21 protein-coding genes and 2 tRNA genes are annotated in these 15,609 nt (G+C 69.0%); 12 read left to right on the forward strand and 11 right to left on the reverse strand.

The window, feature by feature from the left end:
* Positions 1-81: 81 nt before the first annotated feature.
* Positions 82-888, reverse strand: coding sequence for a M48 family metallopeptidase (locus tag Q4F04_RS02320; protein ID WP_303368223.1), 807 nt, complete (start codon positions 886-888; stop codon positions 82-84).
* 138 nt (positions 889-1,026) lie between these two features.
* Here Q4F04_RS02320 and Q4F04_RS02325 point away from each other — a divergent pair, with 138 nt between their 5' ends.
* Complete coding sequence (locus tag Q4F04_RS02325; RefSeq protein ID WP_303368224.1) at positions 1,027-1,269, forward strand: hypothetical protein; 243 nt, start codon at positions 1,027-1,029, stop codon at positions 1,267-1,269.
* A gap of 2 nt (positions 1,270-1,271) precedes the next feature.
* Here Q4F04_RS02325 and Q4F04_RS02330 read toward each other — a convergent pair whose 3' ends face one another.
* On the reverse strand, positions 1,272-1,532 hold the full coding sequence (locus tag Q4F04_RS02330; RefSeq protein WP_303368225.1) for a DUF167 domain-containing protein: 261 nt from the start codon (positions 1,530-1,532) through the stop codon (positions 1,272-1,274).
* A 108-nt stretch (positions 1,533-1,640) separates the two neighbouring features.
* Here Q4F04_RS02330 and Q4F04_RS02335 point away from each other — a divergent pair, with 108 nt between their 5' ends.
* A complete protein-coding gene (locus tag Q4F04_RS02335) occupies positions 1,641-2,207 on the forward strand; it encodes a nitroreductase family protein (RefSeq protein ID WP_303368226.1) in 567 nt (188 codons plus the stop codon).
* Positions 2,204-2,896, forward strand: coding sequence for an EI24 domain-containing protein (locus Q4F04_RS02340; RefSeq protein WP_303368227.1), 693 nt, complete (start codon positions 2,204-2,206; stop codon positions 2,894-2,896). Before Q4F04_RS02335 ends, Q4F04_RS02340 begins: the two co-directional genes overlap by 4 nt.
* Here Q4F04_RS02340 and Q4F04_RS02345 read toward each other — a convergent pair.
* Both Q4F04_RS02345 and mce read right to left on the reverse strand, forming a co-directional pair.
* Positions 2,877-3,146, reverse strand: coding sequence for a DUF1467 family protein (locus tag Q4F04_RS02345; protein ID WP_182793011.1), 270 nt, complete (start codon positions 3,144-3,146; stop codon positions 2,877-2,879). The genes Q4F04_RS02340 and Q4F04_RS02345 overlap by 20 nt on opposite strands.
* On the reverse strand, positions 3,146-3,550 hold the full coding sequence (gene mce, locus Q4F04_RS02350; protein ID WP_303368228.1) for a methylmalonyl-CoA epimerase: 405 nt from the start codon (positions 3,548-3,550) through the stop codon (positions 3,146-3,148). The genes Q4F04_RS02345 and mce overlap by 1 nt, the downstream gene beginning before the upstream one ends.
* Positions 3,551-3,676: 126 nt before the next feature.
* On the opposite strand from mce, the gene Q4F04_RS02355 reads away from it, so the two are divergent.
* Positions 3,677-4,411: a response regulator gene (locus Q4F04_RS02355; RefSeq protein ID WP_303368229.1), complete on the forward strand. Its 735-nt coding sequence runs from the start codon at positions 3,677-3,679 to the stop codon at positions 4,409-4,411.
* A gap of 9 nt (positions 4,412-4,420) precedes the next feature.
* On the opposite strand, the gene Q4F04_RS02360 is transcribed toward Q4F04_RS02355, so the two are convergent.
* Positions 4,421-4,690 (reverse strand): DksA/TraR family C4-type zinc finger protein, encoded by a 270-nt coding sequence (locus Q4F04_RS02360; RefSeq protein ID WP_303368230.1) that lies wholly within the window; start codon positions 4,688-4,690, stop codon positions 4,421-4,423.
* 160 nt (positions 4,691-4,850) lie between these two features.
* Between Q4F04_RS02360 and ihfA the strand changes: the two genes are divergently transcribed.
* From ihfA to Q4F04_RS02380, 4 genes are all read left to right on the forward strand, one after another.
* The gene (gene ihfA, locus Q4F04_RS02365; protein WP_182793015.1) at positions 4,851-5,150 is read left to right on the forward strand and encodes an integration host factor subunit alpha; all 300 of its coding nucleotides are present in this window, start codon (positions 4,851-4,853) and stop codon (positions 5,148-5,150) included.
* 7 nt (positions 5,151-5,157) lie between these two features.
* Positions 5,158-5,727 carry a MerR family transcriptional regulator gene (locus Q4F04_RS02370; RefSeq protein ID WP_303368231.1) on the forward strand — a complete coding sequence of 190 codons (570 nt, stop codon included), beginning with the start codon at positions 5,158-5,160 and terminating at the stop codon, positions 5,725-5,727.
* Between the two features lie 67 nt (positions 5,728-5,794).
* Positions 5,795-5,872, forward strand: a tRNA-Pro gene (locus Q4F04_RS02375).
* 67 nt (positions 5,873-5,939) lie between these two features.
* Positions 5,940-7,007, forward strand: a complete 1,068-nt coding sequence (locus tag Q4F04_RS02380; protein WP_303368232.1) for a 2'-deoxycytidine 5'-triphosphate deaminase — start codon at positions 5,940-5,942, stop codon at positions 7,005-7,007.
* Positions 7,008-7,010: 3 nt separating this feature from the next.
* On the opposite strand, the gene Q4F04_RS02385 is transcribed toward Q4F04_RS02380, so the two are convergent.
* From Q4F04_RS02385 to Q4F04_RS02405, 5 genes are all read right to left on the reverse strand, one after another.
* Positions 7,011-7,232 carry a hypothetical protein gene (locus Q4F04_RS02385; RefSeq protein ID WP_303368233.1) on the reverse strand — a complete coding sequence of 74 codons (222 nt, stop codon included), beginning with the start codon at positions 7,230-7,232 and terminating at the stop codon, positions 7,011-7,013.
* A 9-nt stretch (positions 7,233-7,241) separates the two neighbouring features.
* Entirely contained in the window at positions 7,242-7,871 is a 630-nt protein-coding gene (scpB, locus tag Q4F04_RS02390; protein WP_303368234.1) for an SMC-Scp complex subunit ScpB, read from the reverse strand.
* Positions 7,868-8,632, reverse strand: a complete 765-nt coding sequence (locus tag Q4F04_RS02395) for a ScpA family protein (protein ID WP_303368235.1) — start codon at positions 8,630-8,632, stop codon at positions 7,868-7,870. Before Q4F04_RS02395 ends, scpB begins: the two co-directional genes overlap by 4 nt.
* A gap of 153 nt (positions 8,633-8,785) precedes the next feature.
* Positions 8,786-9,403 carry a 30S ribosomal protein S4 gene (rpsD, locus tag Q4F04_RS02400; protein WP_303368236.1) on the reverse strand — a complete coding sequence of 206 codons (618 nt, stop codon included), beginning with the start codon at positions 9,401-9,403 and terminating at the stop codon, positions 8,786-8,788.
* Between the two features lie 124 nt (positions 9,404-9,527).
* The gene (locus tag Q4F04_RS02405) at positions 9,528-10,766 is read right to left on the reverse strand and encodes a multidrug effflux MFS transporter (RefSeq protein WP_303368237.1); all 1,239 of its coding nucleotides are present in this window, start codon (positions 10,764-10,766) and stop codon (positions 9,528-9,530) included.
* Between the two features lie 121 nt (positions 10,767-10,887).
* Between Q4F04_RS02405 and Q4F04_RS02410 the strand changes: the two genes are divergently transcribed.
* Positions 10,888-11,292 carry a DUF1489 family protein gene (locus Q4F04_RS02410; protein ID WP_303368238.1) on the forward strand — a complete coding sequence of 135 codons (405 nt, stop codon included), beginning with the start codon at positions 10,888-10,890 and terminating at the stop codon, positions 11,290-11,292.
* Positions 11,293-11,332: 40 nt separating this feature from the next.
* Positions 11,333-11,406 (forward strand) — tRNA-Gly (locus tag Q4F04_RS02415).
* Between the two features lie 39 nt (positions 11,407-11,445).
* Here Q4F04_RS02415 and Q4F04_RS02420 read toward each other — a convergent pair.
* Positions 11,446-12,342 (reverse strand): LysR family transcriptional regulator, encoded by an 897-nt coding sequence (locus Q4F04_RS02420; protein ID WP_303368239.1) that lies wholly within the window; start codon positions 12,340-12,342, stop codon positions 11,446-11,448.
* Between the two features lie 108 nt (positions 12,343-12,450).
* On the opposite strand from Q4F04_RS02420, the gene xdhA reads away from it, so the two are divergent.
* The gene (xdhA, locus tag Q4F04_RS02425; protein WP_303368240.1) at positions 12,451-13,890 is read left to right on the forward strand and encodes a xanthine dehydrogenase small subunit; all 1,440 of its coding nucleotides are present in this window, start codon (positions 12,451-12,453) and stop codon (positions 13,888-13,890) included.
* A 3-nt stretch (positions 13,891-13,893) separates the two neighbouring features.
* Positions 13,894-15,609: xanthine dehydrogenase molybdopterin binding subunit (gene xdhB / locus Q4F04_RS02430; RefSeq protein ID WP_303368241.1), on the forward strand; the 1,716-nt coding region annotated here is incomplete at its 3' end.

Here is a 15,609-nt window from a genome sequence, read left to right on the forward strand (position 1 = left end):
CGAACCTCCGTGAAGCGTGGGTCACATCTAGGCCCCGCAAGGGGCAAGTTCCATGACCTTGGTCATCTTGTCGCGTCCGACTTACCGCGCACGCCCCGAGGACACGTCCGCCACCGCCTGCGCCACCCGCGCCTGCCGCTGGGCGCGGGACGGATGCGTGCCCAGGATCTTGTCGCCCGGATCGGGGATGCGGGTGAAGAACTCGGCCCCGCGCACCGGGTCGTAGCCCGCGTTCAGGGCGATGATGGCGCCGAGGTAATCGGCCTGCAGTTCCCAATCGCGGGAATAATAGCGCGCGCCCACATTGGCCCCCATCTGCTGCGCCGCCCGGATCGTCGCAGGGTCCGCGCCCGAGGCCGCGACGATCCCCGACAGGATCACCGCCCCCGCCGTCGCCGCCCCCGTGCGCTGGTCGATGTGGTTGAGGATGTGATGCGAGGCCTCGTGCCCGACCACGAAGGCCAGCTCATCGGCGTTCCGCGCCTCGGCGATCAGCGACAATGTGAAGCCGATGATCGGGCGCCCGGTGTTGTCCAGCGTCTGGAAGGCGTTGGGTTCCAGCCCCGGCCGGTCGTCCACGACGAACTGGAAGTCGCAGTTGATCTGGGCCTGGCGGCGCTGGATGCATTCACGCTCGACCACGGGTTCCATCGAGCGGATCACCGCCGTGAAGCTCATCGCCGTGCCCTGCGGAGTGCGCGGGATGTCGGGGCTGACATTCCGGACGACGGGGGCGGAGATAACGGGATCGGAGGGCAGCGGCATCCCCTCCTGCACCGCGCAGCCGGCCAGCGCGGCGGCGATGACTGCCAGCGCCATCCACTTCACGGTCCGCGCACCGCCACAAGGGTGAAGGCGGCAGGCCCGGGGCGTCGGCAGTGTCGTCATGTCGTTCCTGCTGTATCGAGGCATCGCTGTCGCGCGCCAACCTACAGGCTAATCCCGGCTGCTGCAAAGCGGCGGGGTTGCCCCTGCCGCGCTCTCACGCGAATGTTGCCCTTCTGCTTCATCCGCGCGGGGCCGGCCATGTTCACTATCGAGCACGATTTCGATTCGACCGTCATCACCCTGGTCGACGAGGCCGATCCCGGCGCCCGGCCGCTGAACGAGGACGTGGTAATCCGGTCCTTTGACGACCAGGTGGTGATCGAGCAGATGGAGCGTGAAGGCTCGGGCGTGTCCCGCATCGTCCTGTCGATGGAGCAGTTGAACGAATTGCGCGCCGCCCTGAACCTGCCCGAGGGCAACTATCGCCTGGCGCGCGGCTGAGGTCAGTCGATCCGGAAGACCTTGTCGCGCGAGGTGGCCCCGCCGGTCAGCGTCAGCCGCGAGGGCGCGATCCCCAGCGCGCGGGCCAGCAGCTTGCGGGTGGCGGCATTGGCCTTGCCGTTTTCAGGCGGTGCGGTCACGCGGACATGGATGCCGCCTGCCTCATCCAGCGTCACCGCGTCGCGCCCGCCGCGCGGGGTCACGCGCACCGCGATCCGGGCGCCCGGAACGGCAAGCGGGGAAAGGTCGGGCAGCCGGGCCATGCCCGTCCTTGCAGCGCCGGCGGGCCGCGCGTCAACCCGGCCGCATGGCTTTCAAAACCGGGCCTGCGCCGCTATGGCTCGGGCCAGGGCAGCACAGGAGGCATCGCGATGCAGCATCAGAACCCCCAGGCTCTTGAATTCCTTGGCCGCCGCCGTTCGCACCCGCCGAAGACGCTGGCTGCGCCGGGACCGGACCGCGCGCAACTGATGGATCTGCTGACCATCGCCGCGCGGGTGCCCGACCACGGCAAGCTGGAACCCTGGCGCTTCGTCGTGCTGGAACGCGGGACGCTGGACCGGCTCGCGCCCACGCTCGCCGCCTATGTCCGCGACAAGGGCGGCGACGCGGCGGCGGCGGACAAGGCCGCCAGCGCCTTTGCCTCTCCGGTCATCGTGGCGGTGGTATCCTGCCCGGCCGAGAGCCCGAAGATCCCGCAATGGGAACAGGAGATGTCGGCCGGCGCGGTCTGCCTGTCGCTGCTGAACGCGGCGCTCGCCGCCGGCTGGGGCGCCGCCTGGCTGTCCGGCCCCGCGACCGACGCGGATTTCGCGGCCGCGCATCTGGGCGTCCGGGCGCCCGAACGCATCGTCGGGCTGGTCCATATCGGCAGCCGCACGGGCGAGGTGCCGGACCGGCCCCGTCCCGACGTGGCCGCGCGGACGAGCTTTCTGTGATCCCGGCCCTGCGCGCGCTGGCGCTTGGCGTGGCGGACCTGTTCCGCCCGCGCGTCTTTGCCGTGCTGGCCATGGGCGTGGCGCTGACGCTGGGGCTGTTCATCCTGCTTCAGGCGCTGGCCTTCTGGGCGCTGCGCGCCTGGGGTCCTGAATCCATCGCCCTGCCCTGGATCGGCAGCCTTCCCATCGGCGAGGCGCTGTCCTGGGGCTCGCTGGCGCTGTTCCCGCTCATGAGCCTGTTTCTCGCCGCGCCGGTCGCGGCAGGCTTTGCGGGGCTCTTTTCGGAACAGGTGTCGGAAACCGTCGAAGCCGCCCATGGCTATCCCCGCGGGACCAGCCTCGGGCTGCTGGACGGGCTGGCGGAATCGCTGCTGGTGATCGGCGCCGTGGTGGTCGTCAGCATCGCCGTGCTGATCCTGACACCCTTTGTCGGTCCCCTGGCGCCGATCCTGTTCTACGCCGCGAACGGCTGGCTGCTGGGGCGCGAGTTCTTCCAGATGGTCGCCCGCCGCCACCTGCCGGCCGAGCAGGCGGACCGGCTGCGCAAGCGCCGCCCGGGCGCGGTGGTCACGCTTGGGATCGGCGTCGCCCTGCTGCTGACGGTGCCGCTGCTGAACATCCTGGTGCCGGTGCTGGCCGCCGCGGCCTATACGCACCTGTTCCACATCGTCAGCGCGAGACGCGGTTGAAATCCATCATGTCCTGCCGGGTGATGATGCCCGCGTCGAGGAAAAGCCAGATCCCGCCCACCAGCAGCGCCGAGATCGCCAGCGCCCAAAGCGCCTTTTTCCCCAGCATCGGCCGCATCGGCGCCCCTTCCGGCGTGCCGGGGACTATGTGGCCTGCCTCGGCCTGGCTCTGGTGCCCGATCGGCAGCAGCAGGAACATGACCACGAAAAACAGCGAGGCGAACAGGACAAGGCCCCCGGTGATCGTCATCAGACCTGCTCCAGCTCGATCAGGCAGCCGTTGAAGTCCTTGGGATGCAGGAACAGCACCGGCTTGCCATGGGCGCCGATCTTCGGTTCCCCGTCGCCCAGAACGCGGGCGCCCTGCGCCTTCAGCGTGTCGCGGGCGGACAGGATGTCCTCGACCTCGAAGCACATGTGATGGATGCCGCCCGAGGGGTTCTTGTCGAGGAAGCCCTTGATCGGGCTGTTCTCGCCCAGCGGATAGAGCAGCTCGATCTTGGTGTTCGGCAGCTCGATGAAGACGACGGTCACGCCATGATCGGGTTCGTCCTGCGGCGGGCCGACGGTCGCGCCCAGCGTGTCACGATACTGCGCCGATGCCGCCTCAAGGTCGGGGACGGCGATGGCGACATGGTTCAGACGTCCGATCATGGGGGCCTCCGGCTGTTTCGCCTTCATTAGTCGCTGGTCCCCGCAAGGGAAAGACCCTTGGGGTTAACCATGCGTTAGGGACAGGGGGCTAGCCTTCGATCATGCGCGATTCGAAAGGACGACGCCATGGAACGACAGGTTGCCGCTGTTCACGACGAGTCCACTCCGCTGTGGCGGGGTGCGCCGCCGGGCCGCCCGCTGACCGGCTTGACCGTGCTGGTGGTCGAGGATTCGCGCTTCGCGTCCGAGGCAGTGCGGCTGCTCTGCCTGCGTTCGGGCGCGCGCATCCGCCGGGCCGACTGCCTGCGGACGGCCGCACGGCATCTGCAGATGTATCGTCCGGCGGTGGTGATCGTGGATCTCGGGCTGCCGGACGGAAACGGGGCGCAACTAATTGCGCAGATGGCCGCGATGGCGCCGCGGGTGCCGGTCGTGCTGGGGATGTCGGGCGATCCCGACAACGGACCCGTGGCGCTTGCCGCCGGCGCGGACGGATTCATGTCGAAGCCGATCGAAAGTCTTGCGCTGTTCCAGCACGCGATCCTGTCGGTGCTGCCGCCTGGGGCGCGGCCGACCGGGCTGAGGGTTGTCAGCGACGAGATGGTGTCCCCCGACCAGGGCGCGCTGCGCGACGACCTGGCCCATGTGGCCGAGGTGCTGGCCTCGTCAGCCGACACCGGCGCCATCGATTATATTGCGCGCTTCCTTGCGGGCGTGGCGCGATCCGCCCGCGACGAGCCGCTGGAACAGGCGGCGGCGGCGCTGGCCCGCGACCATTCGGCGGGACGAGCGGTCGCGGCGGATCTGGCCCGGATCAGCGGGCTGGTGCAGGACCGGCTTTCGGCCGCGAAGGGCGCCTGAGCCCCGCCGTTACTTGAGCAGGCTGTCCTTGGACGCGCGGCGGTTCATCCCGCCGGACGGACGCCGGGCGCGGTCGGCCTCGGACTGGCAGGCGACGCAAAGGGTCACGCCGGGCTGGGCGCGGCGGCGCGCCTCGGGGATCGGCTCGCCGCAGTCGGCGCATTCCGCCAGGCTCTCGCCGCCCTTGCGGTTGCGCAGCCGCATCCGCGCCAGCGCCTCGGCGGTGCTGACCTCGATCTGCTGATTGACTGCGTCATCCGTTGCCCAGCCGCCTGCCATCGCGCACGGTCCATCCCCTGTTTTCATGGATGATAGGCAGGCGGGGCATGTGGGGCAAGGCAGCAGCGCATTGGCCCGCGCCGGCCGGAACGAAGCGCCCTTGTGGTCGTTGACTTCGATTACATGCGACAACAGTGTGTTAGAAACGAAAGGTCCCGGCATGAGCGACAAGACGCTGACCCGAATGGATCTGGCCGAAGCGGTTTTCCGCGAGGTCGGCCTGTCCCGCCATGAAAGCGCGCAGCTTGTCGAAAGCGTGCTGGGCCATGTCTCGGACGCGCTGGTGCGCGGCGAGCAGGTCAAGATCTCGTCTTTCGGCACCTTTTCGGTGCGCGACAAGAACGAACGCGTCGGCCGCAACCCCAAGACCGGGGAAGAGGTGCCGATCACGCCCCGCCGCGTCCTGTCGTTCCGCCCGTCGCACCTGATGAAGGAACGCGTCGCGGCGGGCAACAGATAGGCCGCCCATGAAATCGCCGCAGGCCTTCCGCAGCATCGGCGAGGTGGCGGGGCTGGTTGGCGTGGCGACCCATGTCCTGCGCTACTGGGAAACGCAGTTCCCCGCGCTTGCCCCGGTCCGCCGCCCCGACGGGCGGCGCTATTACCGGCCGGACGACCTGTTCTTGGCCGCAGGTCTTTGCGAGGTCATGCGCGAGGATGGCCTGACCATCCGGGGCGCGCGGCGACTGATCGAGAGGGACAAGGGCGCCGCCATCCGCCAGCGCGGACGCCAGCGCCTGCAGGGCGTGCTGTCCCCGGATATGGAAGACCGCAGCCAGCACGGGACGAACGGCGGGAAACCGCACTCATCGCCGCAACAGGAGCCTTCCGATGCCACCCATCCCCAGGAAAAAGGCTTGCCGACAACGGCGGACGGGACTGGCGATGCGCAGGACCATGTCGCCATGCACGCCGGCTGGCTTGCGCGGCTGAACGCCACTGCCGCGGTGCTGCGCGGCGGGACCATCGCCCTGCCCGACGCGGCCCGCGATCTCGCGCAGGCGCTGCATGCGGGCCGGACGGAGAGGCAATCCTGACGGCAGCGCGGAAATCGCCCGGCGGCCCCTTGTGCAGCCCCGCGGCTTCGATCTATACGGCTCGCGTCGGGCCGTGGCGCAGTCTGGTTAGCGCGTCCGTCTGGGGGGCGGAAGGCCGCGAGTTCGAATCTCGCCGGCCCGACCATCACGAAACGCCCACCCTTCGGGGTGGGCGTTCGACAATCAGGAAACCGGCCTAAGGACTTGTTGAGATGAACGGCGTTCTTCCCGACAGCGCCCTGCGCCGCCTGATCGACGAAGGCGCGATCCGCGCCGCTACCGACATCACCCCGGACCAAATCCAGCCCGCCAGCCTCGACCTGCGGCTGGGTACCGCCGCCTGGCGGCTGCGGGCCTCGTTCCTTGCGGGCCGGGGGTGCAGCGTCGCGGACCGGCTGGCCGATTTCGAGATGCACCGCATGGACCTGACCCAAGGCGCGGTGCTGGAAAAGGGCTGCGTCTATCTGGTCCCGCTGCTCGAACGCATCACCCTGCCCGACGGGATCGAGGCCGTGGCGAACGCCAAGTCCTCGACCGGCCGCCTCGACCTGCTGACCCGGCTCGTCACCGATGACGGGACCGAGTTCGACCGGCTTCCACCCGGCTACGACGGCCCGCTTTACGCCGAGATCTGCCCGCGCAGCTTTTCGGTTCTGGTCCGGCCGGGGATGCGGCTGAACCAGTTGCGCCTGCGCCGGGGCCACACGGTTCTGGACGACGACGCCCTCGCCGCGCTGCATGCCGCCGAGCCGCTGGTCGGCGGCGAGCCGCTGATCGACGGGGGCCTGGGCTTCTCGGTCGACCTGCGCCCCGCCACAAGCGAACTTGTGGGCTATCGCGCCCGGCCCCATACCGGCGTCATCGACCTCGACCGCATCGGCGGCTACGAGGCGCGCAATTTCTGGGACGAGCTGCGCGCCGAGCAGGGGCGCCTGATCCTCGATCCCGGCGCCTTCTACATCCTCGTCAGCCGCGAGGCGGTGTCGATCCCGCCCGACCACGCGGCCGAGATGTCACCCTATCTGGCCATGGTCGGCGAGTTCCGGGTCCATTACGCGGGCTTCTTCGACCCCGGCTTCGGTCACGGGCCGGCTGGCAGCGGCGCCCGCGGCGTGCTGGAGGTGCGCTGCCACGAGGCGCCCTTTGCGCTGGAACACGGGCAGGTCGTCGGCCGGCTGGTCTATGAACGCATGGCCGAACCGCCCGAGCGGCTTTACGGCAGCGGCATCGCCTCGAACTACCAGGGGCAGGGGCTGAAGCTGGCCAAGCAGTTCCGCTGAGGCTCAGCGCAGCCGGCGGGTGATCCGGGCCGCCTGGCGGGCGCGCTTGACCGCCTCACGCGCGGTTTTAGCCTGCTTGGAGGCCGCGGCCGAGGGCTTGCCGTCCGCCGTGGTGCCGCCCGTCCGGCGGGTCGCGACGTCGATGCCCTTGTTCATCCCCCAGCTCATCAGGCGGCGGGTCAGCATCCGGCCCAGCGGGCCGTTCAGCAGCGAATTCCAGTTCATGCACGTCCCTCAGTCGCCGAAAAGATCATCCCCCGGCTCGTCGCTGCGAATATCGGCATCGCGGCCGGATCCCGCAAGCCCCGGATGCAGGGGGCGGCTGTCCAGCAGCCCGGCCGCCCGCAGTTCCGCCAGCCCCGGCAGGTCGCGGGTACCGGCAAGGCCGAAATGATCCAGAAACGCCTCGGTCACCACAAAGGTGACGGGGCGGCCGGGCGTCTCGCGGCGGCGGCCGAGCCGCACCCAGCCCATCCCGATCAACTGGTCCAGCGTGCCGCGGCTGACGGCGACGCCGCGGATCTCCTCGATCTCGGCGCGGGTGACGGGCTGGTGATAGGCGACGATCGCCAGCGTCTCGGTCGCGGCGCGCGACAGGCGGCGGGTTTCGACCACCTGCTCCTGCATCAGAAAGGACAGGTCGGCGGCGGTGCGGAAGGCCCAGGCATCGCCCAGGCGTTCAAGCTGGACGCCCCGGCCCTCATAGCGCGTCCGCAGGCGCCGGACCGCCTCGGCCGGGTCGCAGCCGGCAGGCAGCCGCGCCGAAAGGTCCCGCAGGCTCAGCGGCCCGGCCGAGGCGAACAGCAGCGCCTCGACCATCCGCTCCTGCTCGTCCAGCGAAGGCGGCGCAAAGACCGGCCTCATCGCAGGCGCACCGCGAGGGGGGCGAAGCTGCCGTCCTGCCGCAACTCGACACGCCCCTGCCGCGCCAGTTCCAGCGAGGCGGCGAAGGTGGCCGCCGTGGCCGAGCGGCGGCGAGCAGAGGTTGCCGACCAGCCCTCGGGCAGAAAGCGCATCAGGTCGGTCCAGCTTCCGGCATGGCCGATCAGCCCGCGCATCCGTTCCAGCGCCTCCTCCAGCGTGAAGACGTCGCGGCGGTCATAGGCGTAGGGCCGGAACTCGTCGCGGGTCCGCAGCCGGGCATAGGCCTGCAGCAGATCGATCAGTTCCGCCCGCCACTGGACCGAGCGCGACCGCGCCACCATCTCGGGTGCGCCGCGGGCAAAGCGGTCCTGACCCAGCCGCGCCCGCCCCATCAGCCGCGACGCGGCCTGGCGCATGGCGTTCAGCCGTTCAAGTTGGAAGGCCAAGTGCGCCGCAAGCTCGTCGGCGGGCGGACCTTCGGCCTGCGGGTCGGGGGGCAGCAGCAGCCGCGACTTGAGATAGGCAAGCCAGGCGGCCATCACGAGGTAATCGGCGGCAAGCTCGATCCGCAGGCCGGGGGCGCGGTCGATGAAGTCCAGGTATTGCTCGGCCAGCGCCAGCACGCTGATCTGCAGCAGATCGACCTTCTGCGTCCGCGCCAGCGTCAGCAGCAGGTCCAGCGGGCCATCATAGCCCGGCACGTCCACGATCAGCGCCTCGTCGGGATGAGAGGGAACGGAAATCTGTGCACTGTCCTTCATGGCGTCACAGTCGGCACCCATGGCCAGCGGTGTCAACTATCCTGTCTTTCGGCCTCAAATATCCCGGGGTCCGGGGCAGCGCCCCGGTTCGGCAGCCCAGAAAGAAAAAGGCCGCCCCGACAGGACGGCCTTCCAAGGTCGGGAAAACCCGGATCAGCGCGAATAGAATTCGACCACCAGGTTCGGTTCCATCTGCACCGGATAGGGCACATCGCCCAGCGCCGGGCTGCGGACGAAGGTGGCGGTCATCTTGTTGTGGTCCACGTCCAGGTAGTCGGGGACGTCACGCTCGGCCAGGCCCACGGCTTCCAGCACGATGGCCAGCTGGCGCGAACGCTCGCGGACGGCGATCACGTCGCCTTCCTTGACGCGGTAGGAGGCGATGTTCACGCGCTGGCCGTTCACGGTGACATGGCCGTGATTCACGAACTGGCGGGCGGCCCAGATGGTCGGCACGAACTTGGCGCGGTAGACGACCGCGTCCAGACGGCGCTCCAGCAGGCCGATCAGCATCTCGCCGGTGTCGCCGCGCAGGCGGACGGCCTCGGCATAGATGCGCTTGAACTGCTTTTCGGTCAGGTCGCCGTAGTAGCCCTTGAGCTTCTGCTTGGCGCGCAGCTGGGTGCCAAAGTCCGACAGCTTGTTCTTGCGGCGCTGGCCGTGCTGGCCGGGGCCGTATTCCCGCTTGTTCACCGGGGACTTGGCGCGGCCCCAGATGTTTTCGCCCATGCGGCGGTCGATCTTGTACTTGGCAGAGGTGCGTTTCGTCACCGCTGATCTCCTTCGTGCGTGTATGAAGGGCGTTGTCCTTTGCCCGGATGGGCCGACAGGCTTCCCCTTGCGGGGTCCACCAACACCAATGGAAGCGGCGCTTATAGCCGCCGCGGCGCCGAAGTCAACGCGGCGCTTGCTTCTGCCGGCCGGGATCGCGCATCCAGCCCATGATGACCCAGGCGAGGATCGAGCAGATCACCGCCGCGCTGGCCACCGGCACCGCCGTGCCGTCATAGGCCAGCCCCACCGGCGCCGCGATCACCACCGACCCCACGGTGGAAATCGCTGCCACGACCGAGGCCGTCAGCCCCGCGATATGCCCCATCCCCTGCAGCGCCAGCGCGTTGAGGTTCCCGAAGGTCAGCCCCGCCATCATGTAGATGCCGACGGCCCACAGGAAGAAGGCTGGGAAGCGCAGGCTTTCCGGCAGGGCGCCCGTCACGAGCGCCAGCAGGAAGGCACCCGAGACGAAGATCTGCGCCGCATAAGCCGCGCGCGCGATCCGCCGCATCCCGATCCGCATGACCAGCCAGGTGTTGATGAGGGTGCCCGCCCCCGCCAGCGTCGCCATTGCCGCGAACCACAGGGCAAACTGCTCGCCCTTGCCATAGGCATCGCCGAAAAGCTGCTGGGCCGAGGACATCAGCGCGAACATCTGCCCGAAGCCCAGCGTCATCGTGACCGTGCTCAGCATGACCTGGCGGTCGCCCAGCACCTCGCGCGTCCCTGACAGCAGCGTCGCAACCTGCAGCGGGCGGCGCGCCGCCGGGGCAAGGGTCTCGGGCTGGCGCAGGGACAGCCATAGCCAGCCCGCCGCGGCGAAGATGATGCAGCCGATGAAGACCCCGTGCCAGTCCATGGCGATGATGAAGCCTTGCCCGATCAGCGGCGCAAGCGCCGGGACGATCGTGAAGACCATCATGATGAAGCTGGTGATCCGCGCCATCTCGCGCCCGGAATAAAGGTCGCGCACCAGCGCGGTGCCGACGATCCGCGGCGCGGCCGCGCCAAGGCCCTGCGCAAACCGCGCCAGCAGCAGCAGTTCCAGCGAGTTCACGAACAGCGCCACCGCCGAGGCCGCAAGATAGACCGCAAAGCCGATCCCCATGGCGGGCTTGCGCCCGATCGCGTCCGAGATCGGCCCCGCGAACAGCGTCCCGATCCCCATGCCCGCCATGAAGCTCGTCAGGATCAGCTGCGCCCGGTTCACATCGTCCGGCGTCAGTTCCGCCGCGATCTGCGGCAGCGCCGGCAGCATCGAGCCGATCGAGAAGGCAACGGTGGCGAACAGGAAGGCCAGCATGGCGATCAGTTCGCCCTGCGGCATCCGGCGGGGTGCCGTGACGGTTTCTGTGGTCATGGAGGCTTCCTTTCCCCAGCCTGCTACGCCCTCGCCCCGGCCCCTGCAAGACGGCGCCGGCCCCCTGTTAACCTTTCGGCCGCTCGCCTATATGGCCGCCATGACGGCCCCATCCCTACACATGATGAAGCTTTGCGTCGGCGCGCCCGCGCCCGAAGCGCTGGAACGCTGGCAGGCCGAACGCTTCGGCGACGGCCCGGCCGAGCATGTCACCCGCATGTGGCCCAAGCGGGCCGGGGAACTGCTGGCGGGCGGCTCGATCTTCTGGGTCTTCAAGGGCACCATGCTGGCCCGCCAGCGCCTGCTGGACCTGCAGCAGCGGGTCGGGGCCGACGGCATAACCCGCTGCGCCCTGATCCTCGACCGCGAGGTCGTGCGCGTCTCGGCCGTCCCCCGCCGCGCCTTCCAGGGCTGGCGCTACCTTGCCCCCGCCGACGCGCCCCCCGACCTGCCCGCCGGCCGCGCGGCCGAGTCCCCCCTGCCTCCTAGGCTCGCCCGCGAACTGGCAGAGATGGGGCTGCTCTAGCCTTGACCGTCGGCGCGGCCCGCGCTATCGGAAACGCGTCGCGGGTGTAGCTCAATGGTAGAGCAGAAGCTTCCCAAGCTTACGACGAGGGTTCGATTCCCTTCACCCGCTCCAATCCCCTTCTTCCCGGTCGCTGCAGGCTGTTGAACCGACTTACCCCAGCGCGCCCTTCAGTTCCCGCGCCGCGAAGTCGATGAAGAGCCGCACCTTGGGATCCTGCAACTCGCGGTGGGGCGTCAGCACGCCGAACTCGGCGGCAACTGGCGGCGTTTCAGGCAGCACCTCGGCCAGCCGCCCGTCAGCCAGCGCCCCGGCCACCTCGTAGCGGGGCCGGTTGGCGATCCCTGTCCCGTCCAGCGCCCAGTTCAGCAGCACCTCGCCATCATCGGAATCGAAGGCTCCGGCGACGGCCAGCTTTCTCGGCCCCTCGGGAGTCGTGAGCATCCAGAAATACTCGGGCGAGCGCGGAAAGCGCAGCAGCAGGCAGTTATGACGCTTGAGGTCCTCGGGCGCCTCGGGCGTGCCGTGCTGCGCCAGATAGGCGGGCGCGGCCACCAGCACGCGCGGGCAATCCGCGATCTTGCGGCGGATCAGCGTCGAGTCCTCGGGCTGGCCCAGATAGAAGGCCAGGTCGATCCCGTCCTCGACGATGTTCACCGCGCGGTCGGACAGGCGCAGGCGCACCTGAACCTCGGGGTTCCCAGCCACGAAGCGAGGCACCAGCGGCGCGACCAGCCGCCGTCCCGCGCCCAGGGGGGCCGCCACGCGAAGCGCCCCCTGCGGCGTGCCCGACAGGCTCGCCACCGCGGCCTCGGCCTCGTCCAGCGTCGCCAGCACCCGACGGGCGTTCTCGTAAAGCACCTGCCCGATCTCGGTCGGCGTCAGCGTCCGGGTGGTGCGGTTCAGAAGCCGCGCGCCGAACTTCGCTTCCAGGTCGCGGATGCGGGTCGAGGCAGCGGCGGGCGACAGCCGCATGTCGCGCCCTCCGGCCGTGATCGAGCCCAGCTCGACCACGCGCACGAAGACCCTGAGGCTTTCCAGATAGGACATCACGGCGTATTCTTCACAAACGGCGTAAACTGTTCACGCGCCACGGCGTTTTGTGCAAGCGCGAAGTTGCGTCATGCTGCGGGCCACCCAGGCGAGGGCGTCACCCCCATGATCCGTTTCCTTCTCAACGACACCGAAATCCGGCTGACCGAGGCCGGACCCGGCGACACGCTGCTGGACTTTTTGCGCCTCGGCCGGGGCCTCACCGGCACGAAGGAAGGCTGCGCCGAGGGCGACTGCGGCGCCTGCACGGTGCTGGTCGGCCGGTTGCACGACGGCGCGCTGGTCTATGAGCCGGTGAACGCCTGCATCCGCTTCCTCGCCGCCTGCCACCGCTGCCATGTCGTCACCATCGAGCATCTGCGCGGCCCGGACGGCGGGCTGCACCCCCTCCAGGCGGCGATGGTGGACCACCACGGCAGCCAGTGCGGCTTCTGCACGCCGGGCTTCGTCATGGCGCTTTACGGGCTGTGGATGACGCACGAAAATCCCGATGTGGTGCAGATCGAGACCGCGCTGCAGGGGAACCTCTGCCGCTGCACGGGCTATGAGCCGATCGTCAAGGCGGCGTTGGCCGCGGGCCGCGCGGGCGGGCAGTTGCAGGACTTCCTGACCCTCGAACGCGCCGAGGTGGTGGCGAAGCTTGCCGCCATGCCCGCAGGCGCCGAGGTCAGCCGGGACGACGAACGCACCATCCTGCCCGCCGACACGGACGAACTGGCCCGCGTGCTGGTCCAGCATCCCCAAGCCACCATCGTCGCAGGGGCCACCGACGTGGGGCTGTGGGTGACGAAACAATTACGCCCGATCTCGCCCGGCGTGTTCATCGGCCACCTGATGAAAGGGATCGAGGTCGGCGCGGAGGAAATCCGCATCGGCGCGGGCGTGACATATTCCGAGTTCGCCCCCGTGATCGACGACCATTTCCCCGAGGTCGAGGACTATTTCCTCCGCATCGGCGGCTGGCAGATCAGGAACGCCGGCACCCTCGGCGGCAACATCGCCAACGGCTCGCCCATCGGGGAAACGCCGCCCCTGCTGATCGCGCTGGGCGCGCACATCGTCCTGCGCTTGGGCGACAAACGGCGCGAACTGCCGCTGGAGCAGTTCTTCCTCGACTACGGCCGCCAGGACCGCCGCCCGGGCGAGTTCGTGGAAACCGTGATCATCCCCCGGAAAGGGGACGCGATGATCGCCGCCTACAAGATGTCCAAGCGCCAGTCCGCCGACATCTCGGCCATCTCGGCAGGCTTCCGTATCGAGGTCGAGAACGGCACCGTCACAAGCGCCCGCGTCGCCTTCGGCGGCATGGCCGGCATACCCGCCCGTGCCCGCAAGGCCGAGGCCGCGCTGCAAGGCCAGCCCTTCACCGCCGCAAGCTTCGAGACTGCGGCCCGTGCCGTGAAGAACGACTTCACCCCGCTCACCGATTTCCGGGCGAGTGCCGACTATCGCCATGCGGTCGCCGCCAACTTCTTCCGCCGGTTCTGGCTGGAAAACTCGGGGACCGACGTTCCCGTCCGCCTGAACCGCGCCGTTGGGGAATAAGCCATGAAGCACGAAACGCTCGCCCCACCCGTCACGCCCGAGACGCCGCATGAATCGGCGGAAAAGCATGTCACCGGCCGGGCGGATTACACCGACGATCTGGTTCTGCCGCAGGGGGCTCTGCACGCCTATCTTGGCCTCTCCACCGTCGCGCACGGGCGTATCCGGTCGATGGACCTCGACGCAGTGCGCGCCGCGCCGGGCGTGATTGACGTGCTGACCGCCGCCGACATTCCCGGCAAGAACGACGTGAGTCCCATAAGCAGGAACGACGACCCGATCCTCGCGGACGGCAAGGTAATGTTTCATGGCCAGCCGGTCTTTGCGGTGATCGCCGAGACGCGCGAACACGCCCGCCGCGCCGCAAGGCTGGCGAGGATCGACTATGAGCCCCTGCCCCATGTGCTGGACCCAGTTGCCGCGCTGGACGCAGGCGGCGCGCTTGCCGTCCCCGGCATGACCCTGCGCCGGGGCGACCCTCAGGCGGCGCTGCCGAAGGCGCCGCGCCGGATCGACGGCCGCTTCACCATCGGCGGGCAGGACCATTTCTATCTTGAGGGCCAGATCGCGCTGGCGATCCCGGGCGAGGATGATGAGGTGGTGATCTTCACCTCGACCCAGCACCCGACCGAGGTGCAGCACATGGTCGCCCATGCGCTGGGTGTGCCCGCGAACGCGGTCGTCGTGAACGTGCGCCGCATAGGCGGCGGCTTCGGCGGCAAGGAAACGCAGATGAACCTCTTCTGCTGCGTGGCCGCCATCGCCGCCAAGAAATGGAACCGCGCCGTCAAGCTGCGCCCCGACCGCGACGACGACATGATCGCCACCGGCAAGCGCCATGACTTCGTCGTGGACTACAGCGTCGGCTTCGACGACGCGGGCCGCATCCTCGCCGTTCAGGGCGACTGGTATGCCCGCTGCGGCTTTTCGGCCGACCTCAGCATGGCCGTGACCGACCGGGCACTGTTCCATGCCGACAACGCCTATTTCTACCCCGATGTCGAGGTCCGCTCGCATCCCCTTCGGACGAACACGGTGTCGAACACCGCCTTCCGGGGCTTCGGCGGCCCGCAGGGCGTGATCGTGGCCGAGCGGATCATCGAGGAGATCGCCTATGCCACCGGCCAAGACACGCTCGCCGTCCGCAAGGCGAACCTTTACCGGAATGGGCAACTCACCCCCTATCACCAGCCGGTCGAGGACATGATCCTGCCGCGCATCTTCGCGGAGCTGGAGGAGTCCTGCGACTATGCCCGGCGCCGGCAGGCGGTGCTGGACTGGAACGCGCGGATGCAGGCGGCGGGCGGGCCGATCCGCAAGGGCGTCGCCCTGACCCCGGTCAAGTTCGGCATCAGCTTCACCGCCACGCATTTCAACCAGGCAGGCGCGCTGGTACATATCTACACCGACGGCTCGATCCAGCTGAACCACGGCGGCTGCGAGATGGGCCAGGGCCTGCACACCAAGATCGCCCAGATCGTGGCCGAGGCCTTCAACGTGGGGCTGGACCGGATCAAGGTCACCAAGACCACGACCGAGAAGGTGCCGAACACCTCGGCTACGGCGGCCTCGTCCGGGACCGACCTCAACGGCATGGCGGCCTTGGACGCCGCCAACCAGATCAAGGCGCGGCTGGTCGATTTCCTCTGCACGGCCAAGGACGCCGCGCCCGAGGAAATCCGCTTCGTCCCCGACCATGTGGTCGTGCGCGACGAGACG

The sequence above is a fragment of the Paracoccus sp. (in: a-proteobacteria) genome (assembly GCF_030536915.1).
Lineage (GTDB): Bacteria > Pseudomonadota > Alphaproteobacteria > Rhodobacterales > Rhodobacteraceae > Paracoccus.